25 protein-coding genes and 1 pseudogene are annotated in these 25950 nt (G+C 67.0%); 5 read left to right on the top strand and 21 right to left on the bottom strand.

What is annotated here, in order from left to right:
- Positions 1-3: 3 nt before the first annotated feature.
- The 6 genes from AC5Y42_RS15320 to metH all read right to left on the bottom strand — a co-directional run bounded on the left by AC5Y42_RS15320 (position 4) and on the right by metH (position 8284).
- On the bottom strand, positions 4-1374 hold the full coding sequence (locus AC5Y42_RS15320; RefSeq protein ID WP_499899282.1) for an FAD-containing oxidoreductase: 1371 nt from the start codon (positions 1372-1374) through the stop codon (positions 4-6).
- Entirely contained in the window at positions 1371-1850 is a 480-nt protein-coding gene (locus AC5Y42_RS15315) for a DUF4126 family protein (RefSeq protein ID WP_499899279.1), read from the bottom strand. The genes AC5Y42_RS15320 and AC5Y42_RS15315 overlap by 4 nt, the downstream gene beginning before the upstream one ends.
- Positions 1851-1919: 69 nt before the next feature.
- Positions 1920-2768 (bottom strand): ATP phosphoribosyltransferase, encoded by an 849-nt coding sequence (hisG, locus tag AC5Y42_RS15310; protein WP_499899278.1) that lies wholly within the window; start codon positions 2766-2768, stop codon positions 1920-1922.
- A complete protein-coding gene (locus AC5Y42_RS15305) occupies positions 2768-3049 on the bottom strand; it encodes a phosphoribosyl-ATP diphosphatase (protein ID WP_499884102.1) in 282 nt (93 codons plus the stop codon). The genes hisG and AC5Y42_RS15305 overlap by 1 nt, the downstream gene beginning before the upstream one ends.
- 16 nt (positions 3050-3065) lie before the next feature.
- On the bottom strand, positions 3066-4502 hold the full coding sequence (locus AC5Y42_RS15300) for a sugar porter family MFS transporter (RefSeq protein ID WP_499899276.1): 1437 nt from the start codon (positions 4500-4502) through the stop codon (positions 3066-3068).
- A 47-nt stretch (positions 4503-4549) separates the two neighbouring features.
- A complete protein-coding gene (gene metH, locus AC5Y42_RS15295; RefSeq protein WP_499899275.1) occupies positions 4550-8284 on the bottom strand; it encodes a methionine synthase in 3735 nt (1244 codons plus the stop codon).
- Between the two features lie 197 nt (positions 8285-8481).
- Here metH and AC5Y42_RS15290 point away from each other — a divergent pair, with 197 nt between their 5' ends.
- A complete protein-coding gene (locus AC5Y42_RS15290) occupies positions 8482-9402 on the top strand; it encodes a PAC2 family protein (protein WP_499899273.1) in 921 nt (306 codons plus the stop codon).
- Positions 9403-9533: 131 nt separating this feature from the next.
- Here the strand turns inward: AC5Y42_RS15290 and AC5Y42_RS15285 are convergent, their stop codons facing one another.
- A complete protein-coding gene (locus tag AC5Y42_RS15285; protein ID WP_499899272.1) occupies positions 9534-9848 on the bottom strand; it encodes a hypothetical protein in 315 nt (104 codons plus the stop codon).
- Between the two features lie 232 nt (positions 9849-10080).
- Here AC5Y42_RS15285 and AC5Y42_RS15280 point away from each other — a divergent pair, with 232 nt between their 5' ends.
- Complete coding sequence (locus AC5Y42_RS15280) at positions 10081-12714, top strand: ATP-binding protein (protein WP_499899270.1); 2634 nt, start codon at positions 10081-10083, stop codon at positions 12712-12714.
- Positions 12715-12753: 39 nt separating this feature from the next.
- On the opposite strand, the gene AC5Y42_RS15275 is transcribed toward AC5Y42_RS15280, so the two are convergent.
- From AC5Y42_RS15275 to AC5Y42_RS15225, 11 genes and pseudogenes are all read right to left on the bottom strand, one after another.
- The gene (locus AC5Y42_RS15275; protein ID WP_499899269.1) at positions 12754-13059 is read right to left on the bottom strand and encodes a hypothetical protein; all 306 of its coding nucleotides are present in this window, start codon (positions 13057-13059) and stop codon (positions 12754-12756) included.
- Between the two features lie 77 nt (positions 13060-13136).
- The gene (locus AC5Y42_RS15270) at positions 13137-13469 is read right to left on the bottom strand and encodes a hypothetical protein (protein WP_499899267.1); all 333 of its coding nucleotides are present in this window, start codon (positions 13467-13469) and stop codon (positions 13137-13139) included.
- Between the two features lie 462 nt (positions 13470-13931).
- Positions 13932-14804 (bottom strand): annotated as a pseudogene (locus AC5Y42_RS15265) (SDR family oxidoreductase).
- Positions 14801-16042, bottom strand: coding sequence for a cysteine--1-D-myo-inosityl 2-amino-2-deoxy-alpha-D-glucopyranoside ligase (gene mshC, locus AC5Y42_RS15260; RefSeq protein WP_499899265.1), 1242 nt, complete (start codon positions 16040-16042; stop codon positions 14801-14803). The pseudogene AC5Y42_RS15265 and the gene mshC overlap by 4 nt, the downstream one beginning before the upstream one ends.
- Before the next feature lie 34 nt (positions 16043-16076).
- Positions 16077-16844: a 3'(2'),5'-bisphosphate nucleotidase CysQ gene (locus AC5Y42_RS15255; protein WP_499899263.1), complete on the bottom strand. Its 768-nt coding sequence runs from the start codon at positions 16842-16844 to the stop codon at positions 16077-16079.
- A gap of 21 nt (positions 16845-16865) precedes the next feature.
- Entirely contained in the window at positions 16866-17369 is a 504-nt protein-coding gene (locus AC5Y42_RS15250) for a DUF2505 domain-containing protein (RefSeq protein WP_499899261.1), read from the bottom strand.
- A gap of 19 nt (positions 17370-17388) precedes the next feature.
- Positions 17389-18204, bottom strand: coding sequence for an SCO1664 family protein (locus AC5Y42_RS15245; protein ID WP_499899260.1), 816 nt, complete (start codon positions 18202-18204; stop codon positions 17389-17391).
- On the bottom strand, positions 18188-18775 hold the full coding sequence (locus AC5Y42_RS15240) for a DUF3090 domain-containing protein (RefSeq protein WP_499899257.1): 588 nt from the start codon (positions 18773-18775) through the stop codon (positions 18188-18190). Before AC5Y42_RS15240 ends, AC5Y42_RS15245 begins: the two co-directional genes overlap by 17 nt.
- A 68-nt stretch (positions 18776-18843) precedes the next feature.
- Positions 18844-19536 (bottom strand): histidine phosphatase family protein, encoded by a 693-nt coding sequence (locus AC5Y42_RS15235; RefSeq protein WP_499899255.1) that lies wholly within the window; start codon positions 19534-19536, stop codon positions 18844-18846.
- Positions 19533-20363, bottom strand: a complete 831-nt coding sequence (locus tag AC5Y42_RS15230) for an undecaprenyl-diphosphate phosphatase (protein WP_499899363.1) — start codon at positions 20361-20363, stop codon at positions 19533-19535. The genes AC5Y42_RS15235 and AC5Y42_RS15230 overlap by 4 nt, the downstream gene beginning before the upstream one ends.
- Positions 20364-20437: 74 nt before the next feature.
- Positions 20438-20755 carry a hypothetical protein gene (locus AC5Y42_RS15225; RefSeq protein WP_499899253.1) on the bottom strand — a complete coding sequence of 106 codons (318 nt, stop codon included), beginning with the start codon at positions 20753-20755 and terminating at the stop codon, positions 20438-20440.
- Positions 20756-20885: 130 nt separating this feature from the next.
- Here AC5Y42_RS15225 and AC5Y42_RS15220 point away from each other — a divergent pair, with 130 nt between their 5' ends.
- From AC5Y42_RS15220 to AC5Y42_RS15210, 3 genes are read left to right on the top strand one after another with little or no spacing between them, the layout of a single operon-like run.
- A complete protein-coding gene (locus AC5Y42_RS15220) occupies positions 20886-21932 on the top strand; it encodes a hypothetical protein (protein ID WP_499899252.1) in 1047 nt (348 codons plus the stop codon).
- 44 nt (positions 21933-21976) lie between these two features.
- Complete coding sequence (locus AC5Y42_RS15215) at positions 21977-22189, top strand: DUF5703 family protein (RefSeq protein WP_499899362.1); 213 nt, start codon at positions 21977-21979, stop codon at positions 22187-22189.
- A 23-nt stretch (positions 22190-22212) separates the two neighbouring features.
- Positions 22213-23277, top strand: coding sequence for a quinone-dependent dihydroorotate dehydrogenase (locus tag AC5Y42_RS15210; protein WP_499899360.1), 1065 nt, complete (start codon positions 22213-22215; stop codon positions 23275-23277).
- Between the two features lie 26 nt (positions 23278-23303).
- Here AC5Y42_RS15210 and AC5Y42_RS15205 read toward each other — a convergent pair whose 3' ends face one another.
- From AC5Y42_RS15205 to AC5Y42_RS15195, 3 genes are read right to left on the bottom strand one after another with little or no spacing between them, the layout of a single operon-like run.
- The gene (locus tag AC5Y42_RS15205) at positions 23304-23909 is read right to left on the bottom strand and encodes an alpha/beta hydrolase family protein (protein WP_499899250.1); all 606 of its coding nucleotides are present in this window, start codon (positions 23907-23909) and stop codon (positions 23304-23306) included.
- Between the two features lie 41 nt (positions 23910-23950).
- Complete coding sequence (locus tag AC5Y42_RS15200) at positions 23951-24481, bottom strand: YbhB/YbcL family Raf kinase inhibitor-like protein (protein ID WP_499899248.1); 531 nt, start codon at positions 24479-24481, stop codon at positions 23951-23953.
- 35 nt (positions 24482-24516) lie between these two features.
- Complete coding sequence (locus AC5Y42_RS15195) at positions 24517-25863, bottom strand: M20/M25/M40 family metallo-hydrolase (protein ID WP_499899245.1); 1347 nt, start codon at positions 25861-25863, stop codon at positions 24517-24519.
- Positions 25864-25950 lie beyond the last annotated feature (87 nt).

Here is a 25950-nt window from a genome sequence, read left to right as displayed (position 1 = left end):
GGGCTATTGCAGCGGCGACATCGCCTGCAGCATCGTGGGTATCAGCTCGCTGACCGTGGGATGAATATGCATCGTGCGCGACAGCGTCGTGTAGGGCGCTTTGGCCGACATCACGTCCAAGATCGCGTGGATGCATTCATCGCCGCCGACGCCGAGGATGGCAGCGCCCAGGATCTCGTCGGTGTCCGCGTCGACGACAACCGTCATAAACCCTTGCGTCTCACCTTTTTCCACGGCACGACCGACGCGGGTCATCGGCCGCCGCCCGACCACGACTCGCCGACCCGACGTGCGCGCCTGCTCGACGGTCATGCCGGCGCGTCCCAGTGGCGGGTCGATATAGAGCGCATAGGTGGTGATGCGGTCACTGACCCGGCGCGGGTCACCGTCGAGCAGGTTGGCCGCGACGATCTCGAAGTCGTTGTAGGAGGTATGGGTGAACGCGCCCTTGCCGTTGCAGTCCCCCATCGCCCAGATGTGCTCGACGGTGGTCCTCAGCTGATCGTCGACCGTGATGTATCCGCGCTCATCGGTATGCACACCGGCGTGCTCCAAGCCGAGATCGTCGGTGTTGGGCCGCCGGCCCACCGCCACCAGCAGATGGCTACCTGCGATCGGCGCCGCACCCTCGCGGGGTGTCAGCTCGAAACCGTTGCCACGCTTGGCCACCCGGATATCGTCGGCGTCCACGACGATATCGATTCCGTCGCCCTCCAAAATTGTCCGGATCGCGCCGGAGATGTCCTCGTCTTCGCGTGACGCCAGCCGCGGTCCCTTTTCGACGACGGTCACCCGGGCACCGAAGCGGCGGTACATCTGCGCGAACTCAAGTGCGATGTAGCTACCACCGATGATCACCAGATGCTCCGGCAGCGTGTCGAGTTCGAGGATCGACACATTGGTGAGGAACTCGACATCTGAAAGTCCGGGGATGTTCGGCACCACGGCCCGACCACCGACGTTGAGGAAGATCCGGTCGGCCTGCACGGTGTCGTCATCGACGCGCAGCGTGTGCGGATCCTCGAACCGGGCGTGGCCGCGAACAACCGTGCAGCCATCCATCCCGGCCAGCCAGTCTTCAACGCCCTGGCGGTCGGTGAGCATGATGTGGTCTTTGCGCGCCTTGACTTTCGCCATGTCCACAGTGACCGTGCCGGCGCCGAAACCGTAGTCGCCGCCCCGGCGAGCCAGCTGCGCCGCGTGCGCGCTGGCCACCAACGTCTTGGTGGGTATGCACCCGGTGTTGACGCAGGTGCCGCCGATCAGCTTGCGCTCCACCACCGCAACGCGTTGGCCGGCGGCGGTCAACCGGCCGGCCAACGGCGGCCCGGCCTGACCCGCACCTACCACTATGGCGTCGAAACGCTGTGTCACAGAACGGCCGTCATCGCGGCGATGGCGAATCCACCCAGCACCGCTACCGCGTCCTCGAGCAAGGCGACCGAGAGGTCATGGCCGTGGGCGGCAGCCAGCTTGGTGCGGGCCTGATAACCGCCCAGGGTGCCCAGCACCGCGCCGATGACGCCGGCGCCCAGTCCGCCCCAGCGGTAGCCCCATGCCGTGCCGATCACGGCGCCGGCGAAGGCGCCCAGAATGATTCGGGCAGCAAATGACATCACCGCGGTGCGACTCGGTGTCGAGGGAAGCTTGTCGGTAACCAGCTCGATGAGGGCGAGAATCGTCAGCACGGCAACGGTGATCGGATGAGCCAGCCATGACACCCAGGTGCCGTCCAAGTTGATCCATTGGAATAGGGCGGCCCATGCGACCACAGTGGGCGCCGTCAGGGCACGCAGACCGGCGACGACTCCGATCAACAGGGCAAGCAACAGGACAAGGGAATGCGTCACGGCAGCCCTCCTGGGGCGGGATTGGTTAGCCGGACGCTAACACAGCAACGGCGCCGATGCCGGTCTACCTCAGAATCGGCAGAACCTGATGTCTGAGGCCAGAATGGCCTTGGCCCCGATGGCGGCCAGCCGGTCCATCGTGGCGTTGACGTCCCGGCGCGGAACCAGCGCGCGCACCGCCACCCAGTCCGGGTCGGCCAGCGGGGCGATCGTCGGTGATTCCAGTCCCGGCGTGATCGCCGTGGCGTCGTCCAGAACAGAACGCGGACAGTCGTAGTCCAGCATCAGATATTGCTGTCCGAAAACGACCCCCTGCACTCGCGCCACGAGTTGATCACGGGCGTTGCTGCCTTCCTCCGGGTCGGCTCGTTCGATGAGCACCGCCTCCGAATCACACAGCGGTTCACCGAAGGCCGCCAAATCATGCAGGCTCAGCGTCCGCCCTGACCCCACCACGTCGGCGATGGCGTCCGCGACGCCGAGTTGAACCGAGATCTCCACCGCCCCATCGAGCCGGATGACAGTGGCATCAATGCCCCTGCCGGCCAAGTCTTTTCGCACCAGGTTCGGGTAGGCGGTGGCGATCCGCCGTCCGGCAAGATCGGCGATGGTCCAGTCTCGGCCGGCCGGCGCCGCGTAACGAAAGCTCGAGGAGCCGAAACCCAGTGCCAGCCGCTCACGCACCGGAGCCTGGGACTCGCGCGCCAAATCGCGGCCGGTGATCCCGAAGTCAAGCTCGCCAGAACCCACGTAGATCGCAATGTCTTTGGGCCGCAGGAAAAAGAACTCGACGTTGTTCACCGGGTCGAGGACCGTCAGGTCCTTGGCATCGGTGCGACGCCGGTATCCGGCCTCGGCGAGGATCTCGGTGGCCGGCTCACTCAATGCTCCCTTGTTGGGAACCGCGACTCGCAGCATCACAACTTCCGGTACACGTCGTGCAGCGTCAGCCCGCGGGAGATCATCAACACCTGCGTCCAGTAGAGCAACTGGCTGATCTCCTCGGCGAGTGCGTCGTCGGGTTCGTGTTCGGCGGCCAACCAGACTTCGCCGGCCTCTTCCAGGATCTTCTTCCCCAGCGCGTGCACCCCACCGTCCAGTGCGGCCACCGTGGCACTGCCGGGCGGCCGGGTTCGGGCGCGCTCACCGAGCTCGGCGAACAGATCCTCGAAACTCTTCACGGGCAGCGATTGTTTCATGCGCCGGTCAGCAAAGTCACGGCAGTTTCTCGTTCGCCTGCTGCGTGGGCTCCGCCGGCGGAGAAGACAGGTCGGCGTGCATGTCTTCCAACGACACACCTTTGGTCTCGCGCACCCAGCGCCACACGAACAGGAACGACAGCACCGCGCACAGGGTGTAGAAGCCGTAGGCGAGGCCGAGAACTTGGCGCAGTGCGGGGAAGGTGAAGGCGATGGTGAAGTTGGCCACCCACTGCCCGGCGGCGGCCAGTCCGGCCGCGGCGGCCCGGATGCGGTTGGGGAAGATCTCCCCCAGCGCCACCCAGAGGATCGGTCCCCAGGACACTCCGAATGCGATCACGAAGACGTTGGCCGCGATCAGCGCGATCAGTCCCGACGTCTCCGATAGGTGCGGTGTGCCGTCGACGACTGGGCCGCTGGCGAATACGACGGTCATCGTCAACAACATCAACGCCATCCCGGCCGACCCGGTCAGCAACAGCGGCCTGCGGCCCACTTTGTCGATCAGCGCGATGGCCACCAAGGTGATGAGGACGTTGACCACCGACGTGATCAAGGCGATGGTGAACGATGACTGCTCGCCGAAGCCGACCGCCTGCCACAGCACGCTTCCGTAGAAGAAGATCACCGTGATTCCGATGAACTGCTGAAAGACGGCCAGTCCCAGCCCCACCCACACAATGCCGTGCAGGCCGCCGGTCGGAGCGCGCAGGTCGTGCCACGACGGCGGCTTTTCGCTACGCAGCGTTTCGGCGATCCGGGTCACGGTGATGTCCACGTCGCGCTCGTCCAGCACCATCGACAGCACTTGTCGTGCCTCCGGAATACGTTGTTCTGCAACAAGGTAGCGCGGTGAGGGCGGAAGGGTGAAGGCCAGCGCACCGTAGATCACCGCCGGGATCACCTCGGCCAGGAACGTCCAACGCCACGCCGCCAGTCCCAGCCACAGTTCTTCCCGTGGACCGCCTGCGATGTGAAACGGCAGCCAGTTCACCGCCAGGGCTCCGAAGATGCCCAACACGATTGCGAGTTGCTGGAGGGAGCCAAGCCTGCCGCGGATACGCACTGGCGAAATTTCTGCGATATACGCCGGGACAACAGCGGACGCGATACCGATACCGACACCACCCAACAGATGGAAGGCGATGAACAGCCAAATATTGCCCGCTAGGCCGGTGCCGAGGCCGCAGAGGAAAAACAGCGCCGCGGCCAGCTTCATCATCGTCACCCGGCCCAGCCGGTCGGCGGTTCGTCCGGCGAAGATCGCTCCTACCGCGGCACCCAGTAGCCCCGCGCCGGACGCCAAGCCCAGCAGCGCGTTGCCGATCTGGAAGGTGTCCTGCAGTGCGCCGACCGCACCGTTGGTCACCGACACGTCGTAGCCGAATATCAGTCCGCCCAGCGCGGCGACCGACGCAAATCGAACAGCACGGGCAGTCGCGTCATTTCCCACGGGTCTCCAACGTACGGTGTGGCATGGACCTCAGCTCAAGGTAGGGCTCAGTCCTCCGGGTTGTAGGCGAGGTTGGAGGACAGCCAGCGCTCACCTTCCCGCAGTGTCCAGCCCTTGCGCCTCGAGTAGTCGGCGACCTGGTCCTGGGCCATCCGGCCGACCACGAAATACTGCGACTGCGGGTGCGAGAAATACAAGCCGCTGACGGCGGCACCGGGCCACATCGCCATCGACTCGGTCAGCTCAATGCGGGTCCGCTCGTGGACGTCGAGCAACTTCCAGATCGTCGCCTTCTCGGTGTGCTCCGGGCAGGCCGGGTAACCCGGGGCAGGTCGGATTCCCTGGTACTTCTCGGCGATGAGCGCCTCGTTGTCCAAGGCCTCGTCTGGCTGGAATCCCCAGAACTCCTTGCGAACCCGCTGGTGCATCCGTTCGGCGAAAGCCTCCGCCAGCCGGTCGGCGATCGACTCCAGCAGGATCGCGCTGTAGTCGTCGAGATCTGCCTTGAACTCCGCGATCTTCTCGCCGCTGCCGAGCCCCGCGGTGACGGCGAAGGCGCCGATGTAGTCCGCCAGACCCGTTTCTTTGGGGGCGATGTAGTCGCCCAACGACCGGTTCGGGATGCCGGCCCGGTGCTCGCCCTGCTGGCGCAGGTTGTAGAACATGGTCAGCATCTCGGTACGAGTGTCGTCGGTGTAGACCTCGACGTCGTCACCCACCGCGTTGGCCGGGAAGAACCCGATCACCGCGTTGGCCGTCAGCCACTTCTCCTTGATCAGGGTGTCCAGCATCTGCTGCGCGTCGTCGTACAGCTTGCGGGCAGCCTCGCCCGAAGCCGGGTTGTTGAGGATGTCGGGAAAGCGGCCCTTCATCTCCCAGGCATTGAAGAACGGCTGCCAGTCGATGAACTCGCGCAACTCGGCGAGGTCGTAGTCGAGGAAATCCCATACTCCCGTGCCGATGGCGGGCACCGGCGGCGTGTAGCCGTCCCACTCGATCGGCGTCCGGTTGGCGCGGGCCTTCTCCAGCGTCATCATCGGCCGCTCGTTCTTCTGGGCGTGCCGATCACGCAGGGCCGCATAGTCCTTCTCGGTGGCCTCCAGCAGGGCGGGACGCTGCTTGTCGTCGAGCAGCGCGGCAGCGACGGGAACGGAACGCGAGGCATCTTTGACCCAGACCACCGGACCGCTGCGACGCGGCGATATCTTCACGGCCGTGTGGGCGCGCGAGGTGGTCGCGCCGCCGATCAGCAGCGGGATCTCCAGGCCTTCGCGTTCCATTTCGACGGCGAAGTTGGACATCTCGTCCAACGACGGGGTGATCAGGCCGGACAGCCCGATGATGTCGGCGTCGTGCTCGTTCGCCGCAGCCAAAATCTTCTCGGCGGGCACCATCACACCGAGGTCGATCACTTCGAAGTTGTTGCACTGCAGGACGACTCCGACGATGTTCTTGCCGATGTCGTGGACGTCGCCCTTCACAGTCGCCATCACGATGGTGCCGTTGGTGTCCTTGGAATCAGCCGTGCCGTTCTCCGCCTTCTCCGCCTCGATGAACGGCAGCAGGTACGCGACGGCCTTCTTCATCACCCGGGCCGACTTCACGACCTGGGGCAGGAACATCTTGCCGGAGCCGAAGAGGTCACCGACGACGTTCATGCCGTCCATCAGCGGGCCCTCGATCACCTCGATCGGGCGACCGCCCGCGGTGGCGATCTCGGCCCGCAGCTCCTCGGTGTCGTCGTCGACGTGGGCGTCGATGCCCTTGACCAGGGCGTGCGTGATCCGCTCGCGGACCGGGAGGTTGCGCCACTCGGCCGCCGCGGGATCTTCCGCCTTCTCGGAGGAGTTGAACCGTTCGGCGATCTCCAGGAGCCGTTCGGCCGCGTCCTCTCGACGGTTCAGGACGACGTCCTCGATGCGCTCCCGCAGCTCGGGGTCGATCGAGTCGTAGGGCACCAGCGCTCCGGCGTTGACGATGCCCATGTCCAGGCCGGCCTTGATGGCGTGGTACAGGAACACCGCGTGAATCGCCTCCCGGACCGGGTTGTTGCCACGGAACGAGAACGACACGTTCGAGATGCCGCCGGAGATGTGCACCCCGGGAAGGTTCTCCTTAATCCACGCGCAGGCCTCGATGAAGTCGATCCCGTAGGTCGCGTGTTCCTCGATGCCGGTCGCGAGCGCGAAGCAGTTCGGGTCGAAGATGATGTCCTCGGCCGGAAAGCCGACCTCTTCGGTCAGGATCCGGTAGGCGCGCCCGCAGATCTGTTTGCGGCGTTCCAGGTTGTCGGCCTGGCCCTGCTCGTCGAAGGCCATCACGACGACGGCGGCGCCGTACTTGCGGCACAGCCGCGCCTCGCGGATGAACTTCTCCTCACCCTCCTTCATGGAGATCGAGTTGACGATCGGCTTGCCCTGCACGTTCTTCAGGCCCGCCTCGATGACCTCCCACTTGGAGGAGTCGATCATCACCGGGACGCGGCTGATGTCCGGCTCGGCCGCGACCAGCTTGGTGAACCGGTCCATCGCCGCGACGCCGTCGATCATGCCCTCGTCCATGTTGATGTCGATGACCTGCGCACCGACCTCGACCTGCTGCAGCGCCACCGACAGCGCGGTGTCGTAGTCCTCGGCCTTGATCAGATTGCGGAACCGCGCGGAGCCGGTGATGTTGGTGCGTTCACCGATGTTCACGAACAGGGAATCGTCGGTGATATTGAGCGGCTCCAGTCCCGAAAGCCGAGTGGCCACCGGGATCTGCGGCACTTCGCGCGGCGGTTTGCCCTCGACGACCTTGGCGATCTCGGCGATGTGCGGCGGCGCCGTTCCGCAGCAACCCCCGACGATGTTGACCAAGCCGGCGTCGGCGAAGTCGGCGATGTAGCCGGCCTGGCGCTCCGGGGACTCGTCATACTCGCCGAAGGCATTGGGCAGGCCGGCGTTCGGGTAGCAGGAGACGAAGGTGTCGGCGATCCGCGCCATCTCGGCGATGTAGGGCCTCATCTCCGGCGCACCCAGGGCGCAGTTGAGGCCCACCGCGATCGGCTTCACGTGCCGGATCGAGTTCCAGAACGCCTCGGTGACCTGACCCGACAACGTGCGCCCGGACGCATCGGTGATGGTGCCGGAGATGATGACCGGCCAGCGGCGTCCGCGGTCCTCGAACAGCGTCTCGACGGCGAACACCGCAGCCTTGGCGTTCAACGAGTCGAAGATCGTCTCGATGAGGATGATGTCGGCGCCCCCGTCGACCAGGCCGTTGGCGGCTTCGAGGTAGGCGGCGACGAGCTGGTCGTAGGAGACGTTGCGGGCGCCGGGGTCGTTGACGTCCGGCGAAATCGACGCCGTCCGCGTCGTCGGTCCGATGGTGCCGGCCACGTACCGGGGTTTTTCCGGGGTGCCGGACTCGTCGGCGGCCTTGCGGGCCAGCGCAGCGCCGGCGTAGTTCAGTTCGTAGGCCAGCTCCGCCATGTCGTAGTCGGATAGCGAGATCGCGGTCGAGTTGAAGGTGTTGGTCTCCAGGATGTCGGCGCCCGCCTCGAGGTACTCGCGGTGGATCCCGTCGATGATCTGCGGCTGCGTCAAATTGAGGAGGTCGTTGTTGCCCTGCAGCGCGGTCGGCCACTCGGTGAACCGATCGCCGCGGTAGCCGGCCTCGTCCGGCCGGTCCCGCTGGATCGCTGTGCCCATCGCGCCGTCGATCACCACGATCCGACGGCGCAGCGCAGCCGTCAGTTCCTCGGTGCAGTCGGGGCGGATATTCGGCTCAAAGGCGTTCACGTACGTCCCTTCCGTAACGGAAGGCGTCCTTGACTCTGCCGAGCGTGGCGGATACCGGACGGGGGGCAGGCCCCCTCCAGAAAACCGTTGCAACGCCTCTCGACCAGAAAAGTCTACGTCGTCACAAGACGTCTGGACGCCCGTCCCAGCTCGACCCGGTGGAAGTCATCCCCACAAGCATAGCCGGACTATGGAAAATGGTCGGTTCGTCGCCACCGCGTCAGCCTCCACGGGTCGTTACGCTGATTGGCGTGACCAGCGCTGTGCTCCCCGAACTGCACAACACCATCGTCGTGGCGGCGTTCGAGGGCTGGAACGACGCCGGGGACGCGGCCAGCGACGCGCTGGAACATCTGGACGCCATCTGGGAGGGCGACCCGATCGTCGAGATCGACGACGAGGCCTACTACGACTACCAGGTCAACCGTCCGGTGATCCGTCAGCTCGACGGCGTCACCCGGGAGCTGGTGTGGCCGTCGATGCGGCTCACCCATTGCCGCCCGCCGGGCAGCGACCGCGACATCGTGTTGATGCACGGGGTCGAGCCGAATATGCGCTGGCGGACGTTCTGCGCGGAGCTGCTGGCCATCGCCGACAAGCTCAACGTCGACACCGTCCTGATCCTCGGGGCGCTGCTGGCCGACACCCCGCACACCCGCCCGGTGCCGGTGTCGGGTGCGGCCTACTCCGCCGACTCGGCGCAACACTTCGGCCTGGAGGAGACCCGCTACGAGGGGCCGACCGGTATCGCAGGCGTGTTTCAGGATGCCTGCGTCGCGGCCGGGATTCCCGCGGTGACGTTCTGGGCCGCGGTGCCGCACTACGTCTCTCAGCCACCCAACCCGAAGGCCACGGTGGCGTTGCTGCGTCGCGTCGAGGATGTGCTCGACGTCGAGGTGCCGCTGGGCGATCTGCCGGCCCAGGCCGAGGAGTGGGAGCAGGCCGTCACCGAGATGACCGCCGAGGACGACGAGATCGCCGAATACGTGCACTCGCTGGAGGAGCGCGGCGACGCCGACGTGGAGATGCACGAGGCGCTGGGCAAGATCGACGGCGACGCGCTGGCCGCGGAGTTCGAGCGGTACTTGCGCCGCCGGCGCCCGGGCTTCGGGCGGTAACGCCCTCGCACCGTCGATCGCCGGAACGGCAACCGTGGGCGCAATACCCCGCGACGCCGGCGCTGCAGGCTTTTACCGGCGGCGACCCGCTCTCGCAGGCCATCGCGGCGCAAGCCTTCCCTTTCGTGGCGCTACAAGCACGGCAGTATCGAGGCGCGTGCGCCCGGTGGACAGTTGTCTTCCGGGTTTTTGGGTGAGGGTCCTTCGATGACGCGCACGGCGTAGGCATCCTGATCCCAGACGCTGTGCCACTCGTGGCAGACGCTCATGTCCCAACTGACCGGCGGAGTCGAAAACGGCACGGGCTGCCCCGGACACCAGGTGACCAGCGGCGCGAAACCGGGCGCGGCCTGCGCTGTTCCTGGAAATACACCCAATCCGATCACGACGACGCCGCTCGACAACAGCGCCGCGCCGAGCGTTTTCACCGAGCGAATGGCGTTCATGTTTGCGTTTCCCTTCGTTCTGGTCGTCTGGCCTGGCGCATCTCGTGTTCGCCGCACCCGGCAGCGAGCGAGGGCGATTGTCCACGCCGGTGGGTGCGGCGGGGCTACGCTTTCTACCGCATAGTGTGCGTGGCCGCAGGGTCCCGGCGCATCGGGTATTCACCCCATATTCGGCCCCCGATGATGCGGCCTCGGACCGTGCGGCCGCGCAGCGACCGATGGCGGGAGTGCGGTGGACCGACTGCTGGAGCGCGAGACCGCGCTGGCCGAACTGAATCGGCATTACCGGACGGCGGCCCGGGGTTGCGGACAGCTGGTGTTACTGCGCGGTGAAGCAGGGGTCGGCAAAACCGCGGTGATAAAGCGGTTTGTGGCCGGCGCGGGTCAAGGGATGGCCGTGTCGTGGGGATGGTGTGATCCGGTGGCGACCCCGCGGCCACTGGGCCCGGTGCTCGACATGCTCGCTGAAACGTCCGGAGCGCAGGCGGCCGAGCTGCGAGCGGCCATCGACGCCGCAGACATCGAAGCGATTCATGGCCGGTTGGTGCACATGGCGACCGGCGCCCCCGTGCGAGTGTGCATTGTCGAGGACGCGCACTGGGCCGACAGCGCCACGCTGGACCTGCTGCGCTTCCTGGCTCGGCGCATCGCGGCGCTGCCCGTTCTGCTGGTGGTGTCTTACCGCGATGACGAAATCGGCGAGCAACACCCGTTGACCGTTCTACTGGGCGATCTGGCGACCTCGGCGGTGGTGCGGCGCATCGGATTGGAGCGGCTCAGCGCGAAAGCGGTGGCTGCGCTGGCTGCCGACAGCGGCGTCGACGCCAAGGCGTTGCACCGGCTCACCGATGGCAATCCCTTTTTCGTCACCGAGGTGCTGGCCGGAGGCGCTGAGGCGCTGTCGCGTGAAGCCCTGCCGCGCAGCGTGTCTGAGGCGGTGTGGGGAAGGCTGGCGCGGCTGTCGAACAGCGGACGTGAAACGGCGCACGCCGCGGCGGTGTGCGGGCCGCGGGCCGACCTGGCGTTGGTGCGCCGAGTATGCACCGGCGCCGTGGAAGGGCTGACGGAGTGCCTGAACGCTGGAATGCTGGTCGCCGATGTGGACACCGTCAGCTTTCGTCACGAGCTGGCCCGGCGCGCGGCGCTGGAGCAGATACCCCCATTCGAACGTCGAACGCTGCACAAACGGGCGTTGGCGGTGTTGATGGAAGAGCCACTGGACCCGGACAGCTGGGCAGCCTTGGCGTTACATGCCGAGCAGGCCGGCGACATCGACGCGGTCGTGCGTTACGGACCCGCCGCCGCCGCGCGGGCCTCCTCGTTGGGCGCGAACCGCGAGGCCGCCGAGCTTTACGCTCTCGCCTTGCGCCACGCCGACACGGCAACCGAACAGGACAAGGCGACATGGCTGGAACAGCACGCCTTCACCGGTTACCTCAGTGGCCTCGGCGAGGCCGCGGTGTCGTCATGGGAAGACGCGATCGCGCTGCGCCGCGCGCTCGGTGACGGGTTACGGGAAAGCGAGGACTTGCACTGGCTGTCGCACCAACTGTATTTGCTGGGCCGCACCGGCGACGCACTCGAAGCCGCTGCCGCCTCGCTGCGGCTGCTCGAAAACGCGGAGGAGTGCCCGCAGCTGGCTTGGTCTCTGGCGACGATGACAGCATTGGCGGCGTTCGGTTTCGACCCGGCATGTGACGCCTACGCGGCACGCGCCATCGAGGTCGGCACCCGACTTGGCGACACCGCCGTCGTGGTACGGACCCGCTTCTTCGCGCTGCTGGCCGCCGTGTTGCGGAGCGACACCGGCTGGGATCAACTCGAGACGGCCTGGCGCGACTCGATGGCAACCGAGGGACTGTCTGAGCTGGGCGGTCTGAATGGCGGTCTCATCTGCTGGTTCGCTGCGGTGCACCATCACCTGGAGCGCGCCGAAGCCTACATCGCCGACACCAGCTCCTTCTGTGCTGCCCACGGACTGGGCATGTTCGCCTCGATAACCACCGGGGCGGCCGCCCTGGTCGCCTTGCACCGCGGCGACTGGGACCGTGCGCTGGTTCACGCCGACGAAGTGCTGACTCGGCCGTTCCTGCCGCCACCGCCGCGAATCCTGCCACTCATCTGTGTCGCGTTGATCCGTGCGCGCCGCGGCGAGCAGCAATCGGTGGCGGCGCTGCTCGACGAGGCGCGCGCCGCCGCCGACCCGGGCGACCTCTCCCGCCTGGGGCTGGTGTGGGCGGCCCGTGCCGAAGCGGCCTGGCTGGCTGGTGACGACGAGGCCGCCCGCGCCGAAGCGCACGCGGGGTTGGCCGCGTCCACCGAGCACGCCGACCCGTGGCTGGTGGGCCAGCTTCGACGCTGGGCGCATCTGGCCGGTGGGACGCCGGATGCGGCGCCGACACCCGACACCGTCACGCCCTATCGCTTCGAAGTCAGTGGGGACTGGCAAGCCGCCGCCGCTGAATGGCTGCGCCTGGGTAGCCCCTACGATGCGGCGCTGGCCCAGATCGGCGGCGACATCCCTGCCGTCGAGGCGGCGCTGGAATCCTTCCGCCGTTGCGGTGCCCGCGCCGCTGCCCGGCGCGCGCGCGAGCGCTTGGCCCTGCTGCGCCACCGCAATCCGGACATGCGCCGCAAAGCCACGATCAGCGACCCGCACGGGCTCACCCAGCGTGAACGCGACGTACTCGAACTCGTTGCGGCCGGCCTCAGTGACAGTGAGATCGCCACCGCGTTGTTTATCAGCCCCAAGACCGCCAACAGGCACGTCGGAGCCATTTTGGGCAAACTCGGCGCCCGCAACCGCGCTCAAGCCGCTGCGGCTTACGCGTCGTCGCAGAAGGACGTCATTACTCACCCGGCTTGAGCCCCGTTGCCACGTCAACGACGTGATCGGCCGCGGCGATCACAACCCCGGCAGGCAGTTGACGAACGGAATGCACGGCGGGCGTGGACCCGGCGGCGGACCGGGCGGCATGCCGGCGATGATGACGGGCTTGTCCTCCGGGGAGTTGGGATCGAAGTAGAACGTGTGACAGACGTTCATATCCCAATCGGGGAAACCTACCATCCGGGAGCCCGGGCACCACAACTGGCCGCATACCCCGTTCGCGTCGCAGGTTCCCGCGGGCCCCTCGGGTGGGGCGCACGGCGGAGTGTTGGCATTGGCCGGCGAACACTCGGAAGCAGCCCGGGCGTTGTCAACGCTCACGCTCAATATGCCTAGTCCCAGTACTGCGGCGACGGTGACACCCGAGACCGCGACCAGTGCGCGGGCGCCGACCGCTCTTAAGGTGCTGGCGTTCCGGGAGGAACCGGACACCAGAAAAGTCCGCAATTCATCGGAAGCAGTCTGCCCTCGACAACAGTGTTAGTTTTTGTTCCGTCGCCGTTGTCCACCATTTTGTTGTACCAGTCGTGGCAGACCGTCATATCCCAGTTGACGGCGCCTGGAATTGGCCCGCTCCCGGACATGACACCATCCGGGGTCAATACAAAGTTCTCCACCACCGGCAATGGTTTCCCGGGACACCAGGTGCCGCCGCCATAGTCGTCGGCGTGCGCAGCACCGGCTGCAAGGCCCATCGCCACGCTGCCGCCCAGCAGCGCCGAGGTCACCATTCCAGTGACCGTACGAGTACGGTTCATCGAATCCTTCCTTCCCATTCTTGAGATTGGCACTGTGCCGTGTTGGCGGGCCACCGGTTCGCGGAGTTGAGCGCGACGGCGCCGAGCCAGGGTTTGTAGTGCATAGTGTGCGCGGCCGACCGACGCGGCGCATGAGGCGTTCACCCCATATTCGGACGGACGGACACCGCTGAAACCTCCTTGGGTGATTAATCAGGCGGGGCGGGATGTAGTAGGTCTCGCTTCCAGGGGTTAGCCGCCACCGTCGGTGGCGAGGTGAACGTCCCGTTCCGGTGCCAGTGCAAGGCGTCTTGGCGAAAGACACCGATGGTGATCTGTGGGAACAGCACACTGATGGTGCGGCGCTAACGCCACCACCCGCGGATCGGCTCGGTCAACGCCTAACCGGCGCATTGGCCGACGATGCCAGCCCTCAACACGATCCGCGCCGACAGCTCAGGACTTCTCCAGTGACTCGGTGCGCGCGCTGGTAGAACGACCAAGGGCGGCGACCTCGGCGTCCATCAACAGATCCGGCACGAGCCGACCAACCGGCGCTTCGCCAATCCGACTCGACAATGCCGCCTTCAGCCAGCGCATCGCACCGACCCAGCCCGGGCAATTGATGTGGCACTTGCGCCCTCGATGCCCTTGACGAAGCTCTGGCCGCAGATCTGCACCGAGGTGGTGCGGTTAAGTAGATACGGCAACTTAGCCAGCATCTCGGTGAAAGTGGACAAGTCGGCCTTGGTGTCTTGCACCATTGCGGTGTCGATCCACGACATGTGCGCCAATCCGACGTCCACGCCGCGGTGGGCCACTTCCTGGCGCAGCGCATTGGCGAAGTGCTCGACGGCGGCTTTGGAGGCGTTTTACGGCGCCAGGCCTGGACAATCAGCGTATGCGGCCAGCGAAGACACGATCAGCACATACCCGCGACGTTCGATCCCGACGGCAGCGCGGCCCGGACCGTGTGAAACACACACCGAGCACGTTGACGTCCATGAGTTGCCTGAACGCCTCCGGGTCGACCTGAAGCACCGAGCCGTAGCTTCCAATGCCGGCGTTCGCCACTACGGTGTCAATGCCGCCGTACCTTTCGACACCTCGGTCCACCGCAGCTTGCATTGCCGCCAGGTCACGCACATCGGCGACCGCAATGAGCACCCGATTGTCACCGAGTTCGCCGGTCAGGGCCTTGAGCTACGCATCATCCAGGTCGGTCATAACCAGCTTGGCGCCCTTGGCGTGCAACCGACGGGCGAGCTCGCCTCCGATCCCGCCGGCCCCACCGGTGATGAAAACGACTTGAGAATTCACGGGGGTCATGACAGGTCCACTCCCAACAGTGCGTCGACCATAGTTGCCACCGCCTGCGGCGCGGATACATCGTGGCCGCCGTACTCGAGCGCGTCGGTGGCCCAACCATCAAGAGCGGCAAGGGCTTTGGGTGTGTTGAGGTCGTCGGCCAAGTAGCGGCGCAGCCGGGCAATGGTGTCGGCGGCGTCCGGGCCGGCCGGCAACGCGGCAGCGGCGCGCCACCGATCCAGTCGTGCGATGGCCTCGTCCAGCACCTGGGCGTCCCAGTAACGGTCGGCGCGATAGTGACCGGCCAGCAGACCCAGCCGGATCGCCGACGGTTCGACACCCTGGTTACGCAGCGCCGACACCAGCACCAGGTTGCCGCGGCTTTTGGACATCTTCTGCCCGTCCCAGCCGATCATCCCCGCATGCACGTAGTGGCGGGCGAATCGCCGTTCGCCGCTGACACATTCGGCGTGCGCGGCGGTGAATTCGTGATGCGGAAAGATCAGGTCGGTTCCGCCGCCCTGGATGTCCAGGCCGGTGCCGATGCGGCTGAGTGCGATCGCGGCGCATTCCACATGCCATCCCGGCCGGCCCGGGCCGAACGGCGACGGCCAACTGGGTTCTCCGGCCCGCGCCGCACGCCACAACAGCGCGTCGAGCTGGTCGACCTTGCCGGGCCGGTCCGGGTCGCCGCCGCGCTCGGCGAACAACCCCAGCATGGTGTCGCGGTCATAACCCGATTCGTAGCCGAATTGCGGCGCGGCGTCCGCGCGAAAATAGACGTCGGGGTAGTCAGGGTCGTCGACAATGTAGGCCGCCCCGGCGGCCAGCATCTTCTCGACCAGCTCGACCACTTCGTCGATGGCCTCGGTGGCGGCGACATACTCGCGCGGCGGCAGCACCCGCAGCGCGGTCATGTCGTCGCGGAACAGGCCGACCTCGCGCGCGGCCAGGTCGCGCCAGTCCACGCCGTCGCGGTTGGCCCGTTCAAACAGCGGATCGTCGACGTCGGTGACGTTCTGCACGTAATGCACGTCGTGCCCGAGGTCCAGCCACAGCCGATAAATCAGGTCGAACGTCAGGTAGGTGGCGGCATGCCCGAGATGGGTGGCGTCGTAGGGGGTGATGCCGCAGACGTACATGGTGGCGGTGCGCCCGGCTGCCACCGGACGCACCTGCCGATCGGAGGTGTCATACAGCCGCAGCTCCGGACCACGGCCTGGCAAGGCCGGCGGCGGTGGACAGGGCCAGGACTGCATACCGTCGACTGTAAAGCGACACTGCGGCGTTGGGTCAGCCGGCCAGCCGGATGGCGCCCAGCAGCACGTCGGCCAGCTCGGGCCGGCACATCAGGAAGTCCGGCAGGTAGGGATCGGGCCGGTTGTAGATCAGCTCGGAGCCGTCGAGCCGCGACGCGTGCATGCCCGCCGCCTGCACCACGCCCGCCGGCGCGGCTGAATCCCACTCCCACTGGCCGCCGGCATGGACGTAGGCGTCGGCGTCGCCGCGCACCAGCGACATCGCTTTGGCGCCGGCCGAGCCGATCCGCACCAGTTCGATATCGAGCCGCTCGGCCAGCCGGTACAGCACTGCCGGTGGCCGGTTGGAGCTGGCGGTGATCCGGATCGGGCCTGACCGTGTCGAGGTGTCGGCGCTGACGGTGTCGCTGCCATACAGCTCGCCCATCGCGGGCAGCGCGACTGCCGCGTCGGTGATCGCGCCGTGCGGGCCGCCGTCGCGGCGCCACAACGCGACGTGCACAGCCCAATCGTCTCGGCCGGGAGTGGAGAACTCGCGGGTGCCGTCGAGTGGATCGACGATCCACACCCGATCGGCGCGCAGCCGGGCCAGGTCGTCGTGGGCCTCCTCGGACAGCACCGCGTCGCCGGCGCGCTCGGCATGTAGCCGCCGCAGCAGCAGGGCGTTGGCGCCGGTATCACCGGCATCGCCGAGCATCCACGGATAGTCGAACCCGACCTGCTCGCGCACCGCCAGCAGCAGCTGTCCGGCGTCGGCGGCCAAATCGGCGGCCAGCGCCGCGTCAGTCTGCTCCGGCCTCACCTGGTCCAGTATCGCCGAGGTTCAGGACTTTTCTGCAATCCACTCGGTGGTGAAGCGCTGAAAGCTCTTGAGGTCGTCGTCGAGCAGGCCGCCGACGTAACGTTCGAACTTGCCGCCGACGAGCGGAATCTTGACCTCGACGGTGGTGGTGACGTCCATCCGCGAGCCATTGCTCACCGGCAACAGCAACGCCTTCCCGAGGCCCGACGCCGGTAGCCGGGAAACGGCCACGTTGATCTCGCCGCGCACCCGGTCGCCGTCACGGCCCCACCGCTGGGTTTGGGAGAATTTGAGGTCACCGCCCGTCAACTTGGTGATCGCCTTAGGCAGCCGCTCGCCCAGGAAGCTGATACTGACGTTCGCCGTGACGGTGTCGTCTGCGTCGATGATCAGCGAGTCGAGCTTGGCATTGGGGTTACCGGTGGCGGCCACCCTCGCCTGCCAGTACTCCTCCTCGCAGAAGGTCGAAAAGATCTGGTCGACGGCGTCCGGAAAATCTACTGACGTCTCGAAAGAACGCGACATGTCGAACCACGCTACTGGCTCAAAAAGCCGGCCACGGAATCGGGCGGTGCCGGTCCGGACTGGGCATCACCGGGTTGTCCAGCAGCGTCCGGGTGCGGCGGCGTAGCGCGGTGATCTCGGCAGCGGTGATGTGGGCGGCCAATGTGTCACCGAGCCGGCCGTCCAGCGCGCCGACCAACCCGGTCAGCGCATCGAGGGTGTCGTCGTCGACGGGCTTGCCGGCCCAACCCCACAGCACCGTGCGAAGTTTGTCCTCGACATGGAAACAGACCCCGTGGTCGACGCCGTACACGTACCCGTCGACGTCACGCAGCACGTGGCCGCCCTTGCGGTCGGCGTTGTTGACCAGCACGTCGAAAACCGCCATCCGCCACAGCCGGATGTCGTCGGCGTGCATCAACACCACTTCTTCACCGGCGTAGTCATAGGCCCGCAGCACCGGCAGATAGCCCGCCGGCGGCTTGCCGGCCGGAAACAGGTCGACCAGATCCGGTCGAGGCTCGCGGTCGGTGCCGGGTGTGTCGCCGGGTTGGTCCACCCAACGTTGCAGCATGCCGCGCCCGGCTGGCCCGACCCGAATGATGGTGTAGGGCACGATGTTCCAGCCCAACTGCTCGGAGATCAGGTACGCGCCGACTTCCCGGCCGGCCAGGGTGCCGTCTGGAAAGTCCCACAGCGGCTGTTCACCGGCGACCGGCTTGTAGACGCAGTGCACGCTGCGCTCACCCAGTGTCGACTCGCACAAAAAGGTGGCGTTGCTCGCCGAGCGGATGCGTCCGAGGACCGTCAACTCGCCGCGGCGCAGCACCTCACGGTCATCAGTCCTCGGCGTCATCGTCAGACCCGAGCAACGCGCTGCGCCGGTACCCGTTGGTGCGCGCACAGATATGTCCCTCAGGGTCCAGCGGTTCATCACACAGCGGGCAGGGTGGGCGCCCCGCGGAGATGACACGGTTGGAGCGGGTCGCGAATTGGCGCGCCGACTCCGGCGTCAGGAACACCCGCACCGCGTCAGGGCCCTCGTCGGTGTCGTCGAGCACCACCGACGCGTCGAACTCGGTGTCGGTGACCGCCAGCAATTCGACCACCACGGTCTGCGCTTCGGAGTCCCAGCCCAAACCCATGGTGCCGACCCGGAACTCGGCGTCGACCGGCGTGACCAGCGGGCTGAGGTCCTCGACGTCGGTGGTCTCCGGCGGCACCGGTGTCCCGAATCTGCGGTTGACCTCGAGCAGCAGCGCACCGATTCGCTCGGCGAGCACCGCGACCTGTTGCTTCTCCAGCACTACCGAGACCACCCGTGCGTCGTGGACGGCCTGCAGGTAGAAGGTGCGATTTCCGGGCTGGCCGACGGTCCCGGCGACGAACCGGTCGGGGGTGCGGAAAACGTGGATTGCGCGAGACATGGCATCTCCAAAATAGCGGCTGTTGCCGCACCGTCGTAATGCCTCAGCAGTACCCGCTGCGGCGAGATTCACTCGGTGGTGCCACCCACCACCGCATCACCGGGCGGCGTTTGCGCATCGGACGACGGAGCCGTCACCAGCGCGGACGTCAGCCGAGCACCGGTGTGGTTGACGTGTATCACGAATGGGCGCAGCGCGGTGTAGCGGATCACGCTCATCGACGCCGGGTCGGCGGTGATGCGCTGGAAGCTGTCCAGGTGCAGGCCCAGCGCATCGGCGACGACTGCCTTGATGACGTCGCCGTGGGTGCAGGCCAGCCACAGCGCATCGCCGCCGTGCTGGTCGGCCAGCTGTCGGTCGTACTCGCGGACGGCGGCCACCGCACGCGCCTGGACCTGCGCCAGTCCCTCACCACCGGGAAACACCGCGGCGCTCGGCTGGGCCTGCACCACTTTCCACAGCGATTCTTTGGTCAAGTCGGCGATTTTGCGGCCGGTCCAGTCGCCGTAGTCGACCTCGGACAGCCGTTCGTCGACCACCGGCGCCAGGTCCAGTGCACCGGCAAGTGGTTCAACCGTGCGCCGGCAGCGCAGCAGTGGCGAGCACACTACCGCCCGGACCGGAAGGTCGCCGACCCGATCGACCAGGTCCGCAGATTGTTCGCAGCCCTTGTCGTCGAGGTCGACGCCCTCGGATCGGCCGGCCAGGATGTGTGCGGTGTTGGACGTGGACCGCCCGTGCCGCAACAGAATGACGGTCATATCGCGCTCACCACACCCGTCGCCAGCAGGGCCAAAACGGTGATCCCGGCGATCACCCGGTATCCGACAAACCAATACATGTTGTGCCGCACCAAAAACCGGAGGAACCACGCCACCGCGGCGAAGCCGACGACGAACGCGATCAGGGTGGCGACCAACAGTTGCGCGCCGGTGGCACTCATCCCCTCATGTACCGGATGGAAGGCGTCCGGCAGCGAGAACAACCCGGAGGCAAACACCGCCGGGATCGCCAACAGGAACCCGAAGCGTGCGGCCAACTCGCGGTCGAGTCCCATAAACAGCCCGGCGCTGATGGTCGCGCCGGACCGCGAGACCCCGGGAACCAGCGCCAGCGTCTGCGCACAACCCACTACGACCGCGTCGCGCCAGGTCAGTTGCTCGACGTGGCGCATCTGCCGGCCGAGATACTCGGCGGCCGCGATCACCGCCGAAAACACCACCAGCGCCGTCGCCACCACCCAGAGATTGCGCGCCCCCGAGCGGATCTGATCGGTGAACACCAGGCCCAGCACGCAGATCGGGATCGTGCCGATGATCACATACCAGCCCAGCCGGTAGTCGGCGTTGCGGTGGGCGGTGACGACCAGGCCGTTAAGCCACGCCCTGATGATGCGCACGATGTCGCGGGCGAAGTAGACCAGGACGGCTGCCTCCGTGCCCAGTTGGGTGACGGCCGTGAACGAGGCGCCCGCATCCCCGCCGAACAACAACCGCGACACGATCGCCAAATGCCCCGACGACGACACCGGAAGAAATTCGGTGAGACCCTGCACCACGGCCAAATCCACGACTTGCCACCAAGACATCGCCGGGGCCGCAGTCACGACGACGACCGTACCCGGTGTGCCCGCCGCTCACCGTGCCGGACGCGTAAGCCGGGCTAGCGCGGTAGCGGTGCGGCCGCCGCAACCGAGTCACGCACCGCCGCGGCCAAACTGCGCTCGTCGGCGACGTCGATATCGACCACGCTTCGCCGGGCCGTCGCCACGACGTCTTCGGGCTGCGGGACCGGGCCATTGAGTCGTGGCCGGTAAATCTCGACGAGCAGCCACTGTCGTTCGATACGAAATGCGAAACTGCGGCCATCCCCGACGTGACCGAAGCCACTCGCCAAGACCTTGGTCGAAAAGACCCCTGTCCACATGTCTTCGATTCCGAACTCGGAATCGGCGAACTGACGGTCTTCGGCGACAGTCATGCGGCGACCATACCTCCCGGGACTCGCCAAGCCAGGGCGACGAGGCCGGGTCGAACCAAACAATCTTCCTTAGACTCTGACCCGGATCGCACGTCCCGCTGCATAACCTGAAAGTTACCCCTTGGCCTCAATGTGTAAACCGGCGGTTCACCGGCGAGCCGCTGGCCTGCTGGTTTTCCTGACACTTGTCGCCGGGTGCTCGGCGGAGTCATTCGACACCTCACCACCGACGACCTCGCCGGCTGCGCCGGCTGATTCTCCGCCGGTCACTGTCGCTCCGGCCGGCGTCGTGTGGCCGCTGACGGGCCGCGCTCAGGCGGCGATCGTCGATGACCACACCGCTGCGCTGGCGGTATTGACCGCAGCCGGCCAGCCGGCGGCACCGGCCAACATTGCGATATTCGACAGCGGGCCCCAGCCGGCCCGGGTCATGGACTTGCCCGGGCCGGCGAACGCGTTGACCGGCGACCACGCCGGCAACGCCTATGTGGCCACCCGCGGCGGCTACTTCGTCGTCGATCTGGCCGCCGGCCGGGTTGCCCGGGTGGCCGTTGCCGACGCCGAAGACACCGACTTCACGGCAATCGCCCGCCGCGCCGACAACGCGCTGGTGTTGGGAACCGCCGACGGTGCCGTCTACCGGCTGGCCACTGCGGGACCCGGAGCGGGCAGAGCTGCGGTCGCCAACCGGACGAAGATTGTTGGTCGGGTCGATGCCCTTGCGGCGCAAGGTAATACCGTGGCCGTTCTGGATCGAGCGCAAACCTTGGTCACCACGATCGAGGCTGACGGCACACTTGGGCAGGCGTTGCGGGCGGGTCAGGGCGCCACCACCATCGCCGCTGATCCGCTGGGCCGGGTACTGGTCGCTGATACCCGCGGCGGCCAGTTGCTGGTGTTCGGAGTCGACCCGCTGATCCTGCGTCAGGCCTATCCGGTGCGCCAGGCTCCGTACGGTCTGGCCGGGTCGAGCGGATTGACCTGGGTGACGCAGACCGCGGCGAATACGGTTATTGGTTACGATCTGTCCACCGGAATACCCGTCGAAAAGGTGCGTTACCCGACCGTGCAGCAGCCCAACTTCCTCGCCGTCGCCGACGCTTCAGGCACGTTGTATGTGGTGTCGGGGTCTGGCGGCGGAGTTCAGGTCATCGAGCATGCGGCGGGCCCGCGTTGAGCACGGCACAGCGCAGCCGATTGCCCGCGGGCTGGGACGCCGAGATGTCCGACGAATACGAGTGGGCGCCGTTGCGGCTGCCTCCGGATGTGACCCGGGTCAGTGCATCCACCCGGCTGTCCATCGAAGCGGAATATCGCGGCTGGGAGCTGACCCGGGTACGGCTCTACACCGATGGCAGCAGGCGAGTGTTGTTGCGCCGCAAAAAATCTCGCGTCGACAACGCAGTTGACACCGCGGGCCAGCCGGAACTGTGACGGCAAGCGGCGACGATCATCGGATCTACGGTGCGCTTCGCCGAATGCTGTTCCTGGTGCCCCCCGAACGTATTCACACATTGGCGTTCACCGCATTGCGGGCCGCCACGGTCGGCGCGGGGGCGCGGCGAGGACTTCGGCGGGCGCTGGGGCCGACTGACCCAGTCCTGGCCAGCACCGTGTTCGGCGTGCGCTTCCCGGGGCCGCTCGGGCTGGCCGCCGGCTTCGACAAGGACGGCGCCGGCCTGAAGACGTGGGGGGCGCTGGGTTTCGGCTACGCCGAAATCGGCACCGTCACCGCGCACCCCCAACCCGGCAATGCCGCCCCGCGGATGTTTCGGCTGCCGGCAGACCGCGCCCTGCTCAACCGGATGGGCTTCAACAACCACGGGGCTGCCGAACTCTCGGCGCGGCTGGCCCGCCACCGCGCCGACGTGCCGATCGGTGTCAACATCGGCAAGACCAAGACGACCCCGCCCGAGCATGCCGTCGACGACTACCGCGCCAGCGCACGGCTGGTCGGCCCGCTGTCGTCGTATCTGGTGGTCAACGTCAGCTCGCCGAACACGCCCGGGCTACGCGACTTGCAGGCGGTGGAGTCGCTGCGCCCGATTCTGACCGCGGTGCTCGCCGAGACGTCGGCTCCGGTGCTGGTGAAGATCGCGCCGGATCTGACCGACACCGACATCGACGACATCGCCGACCTTGCCGTCGAACTCGGCCTGGCCGGCATCGTCGCCACCAACACCACGGTGTCGCGCGACGGCCTGGCCACCCCCGGCGTGGCTGGTCTCGGCCCCGGCGGCATATCGGGGCCGCCACTGGCGCGGCGGGCCGCCGAGGTGCTGCGCCGGCTGTATCACCGGGTCGGTGACCGTCTGGTGCTCATCAGCGTGGGCGGCATCGAAACCGCCGACGACGCCTGGGACCGGATCACCGCCGGTGCTTCGCTGTTGCAGGGCTACACCGGTTTCATTTACGGCGGCGGGCTGTGGGCCAAACACATTCACGACGGCATCGCCCGCCGCCTCCACGACGGGGGGTTCGCGTCGCTGAGCGACGCGGTCGGCTCGGCGACGCGTCCCTGACCCGCCGCCCGACCGCGTCGCGTCGGCTAGCTCGTTGCTGCGGCAGCCAAATGATCGGCGACAAACCTGGTCGTCAGCCGGTGCCATTCGCGCCATCGGCGCACCAAGTGGTGGCCGACTCCGTCCAGAGCCACCCATTGAGCATCCAGCCCGCGCCGGCAGGCCCGCCTGGTTTGTGCGTGCGAATCGGCCGGGTCGGTCGTGGTGTCGGCGGTACCGTGCACGACAAGCAACCGGGTGGATGCCGGGATCAGGTCACCGTCTTGCCCTGCCCACCACGGCGCAAGCGCCACCACCGCGCCGACTCCCCCGCCGGCGGCCAAGTGGGCCGCAACCCGCGCGCCCATGGAGTGGCCCACCAGCGCAATTCGTTCCGGCTGGAACCGGGCCTGGACGTCGGCCAGCACCTTCTTGGCGTCCTGCACCGGATCCAGCCGCGGGCTGTTCCATCCGCAGACGCGATAGTGCACCTGGCGTACCTCGACCTGACGCCCCAACCGGCGCCGTAATGCCCGTGTCACGAACATCATCCGCAGGCTGGCCAATCGCCAGGGCTTGAAAGGCCGCTCGCTGCGCACCTCGCCGCCGGGCAGCACCAACACGCACGCGCGCATCGCGTTGTCGGTGACCACTGGTGTTCGCAAGGCTGGAAGCGGCGCCGGTGCTTCGGCGGCTAGCGCTGCTCGTAGGTGCCGTAGATGACGGCGCGTGCGATGGCGTTCTGGAAGAGGTTGAACCCGAGAAACGCCGGGCTGGCGTCCTCGTTGAGATCGAGTTTCTCCACCTTCACCGCATGCACCGTGACGTAGTACCGGTGCGGGCCGTGCCCCGGCGGCGGGGCCGCACCGACATAGCGGCGCATGCCCGCGTCGTTGACCAGTGTCAGCGCGCCTCCCGGCAACTCACGACCGTCCCCCACGCCGTCGGGCAACTCGGTGACATCGGCGGGAAGGTTGGCCACCGCCCAGTGCCAGAAACCAGACAGCGTCGGCGCATCCGGGTCGTACACCGTAACCGCAAAACTGCGGGTCTCGTCCGGGAAGCCCGACCAGCTCAGTTGGGGACTGACGTCCTCGCCGCCGGCGCCCATGATGCCGCTGATTTGAGCGCTGGCCATCGGTTGTCCGTCGGTGATCGACGCCGATTGCAGGTGAAACGACGGCAGCTTGGGCAGCGTGGCATAGGGGTCGGGCGGTGCGATCATGGTCAGTCCTCTCGTCTCTCCGGCTTGATTTCCGACTAGCAGTTTGTCAAAAAGTGCGACATCACGTCGGTACCGAATCTCAGCGCGTCGATGGGTACCCGTTCGTCCACGCCGTGGAACAGCGCGGTGAAATCCAATTCCGGCGGCAAGCGCAGCGGAGCGAAGCCGAAACAGCGAATCCCCAACCGCGCGAATGCTTTCGCGTCAGTCCCGCCGGACAGCATGTAGGGAACGGTCCGGGCTTCGGGATCCACCGCCAGCAGCGCCGAGTTCATCGCGTCGACCAGATCACCGTCGAAGCCGGTCTCATAGGACGGCAGGCTGACGACCCATTCCCGGGTCACGTCGGGGCCGATCAGCTCGTCGACCTCGGCTTCGAACGCCGCTTGTCGCCCGGGCAACACCCGGCAGTCCACCACGGCTTCGGCCATCGCCGGCACGACGTTGGCCTTGTAGCCGGCGCTGAGCATGGTCGGGTTGGCGGTATCACGCAGCGTGGCCTTCACGATGCGGGCAATCGGCCCCAACTTTTCGATCGCGCCCTCCAAGTCGGGGGAATCGGTGTCGAAGCTGTGCCCGGTCTCCTCGCCCACCGCGTCCAAAAACTGCACGACCGCGTCGGTCAGCACCAGCGGGAACTGGTGACGGCCCAGCCGCGCGACCGCCTCGGCGAGGATGGTCACAGCGTTGTGGTCGTGCACCATCGAGCCGTGGCCCGCCCGGCCCCGGGCCGTCAATCGCATCCACTGCAAGCCCTTTTCGGCGGTCTCGATCAGGTAGAGCCGCCGCTCCCCGCCGTCGCGGCGCGGCACCGTCAACGAGAAGCCGCCGACCTCGCCGATCGCCTCGGTGACACCGTCGAACAGATCCGGGCGATTGTCGACCAGCCAATGCGCGCCGTATGTGCCGCCGTGCTCCTCGTCGGCGACGAACGCGAACACCAGATCGCGGGGCGGCACGATCCCGGCGCGCCGGAACTGGCGGGCCACCACGATCATCATGCCCACCATGTCCTTCATGTCGACGGCTCCGCGGCCCCAGACGTAGCCGTCCTCGACCGCACCGGAGAACGGGTGCACGCTCCAATCGGCGGCCGCCGCGGGTACGACGTCGAGATGGCCGTGGATCATCAAGGCGCCTCGGGAGCTGGCGGTGCCGGCCAGTCGCGCGAATACATTGGCGCGCCCGGGCGCACCGGATTCCAGGTATTCCACCTGGTAGCCGACGTCTTCGAGCTGACCGGCGATCCAGCGGGCACACTCCGCCTCGCCTTTGGTGGTGGCGAGGTCGCCGGTGTTGGTGGTGTCGAACCGGATCAGGGTGCTGACGACGTCGACGATGTCGTCGGCTGGGTCGGTGCGGTCACCGGTTGCAACAGTCACAGTCACCTTTCCTACCACCGGCGCCGTCCGGCGGGTTTGGGTCGGGGGTCGCCGATCCGATAGCCTTAGCTGCCAACTTGCGTGGTT

This window comes from Mycobacterium sp. NGS48 (genome assembly GCF_059812585.1).
This window is presented reverse-complemented; position numbering and strand designations above follow the sequence as displayed.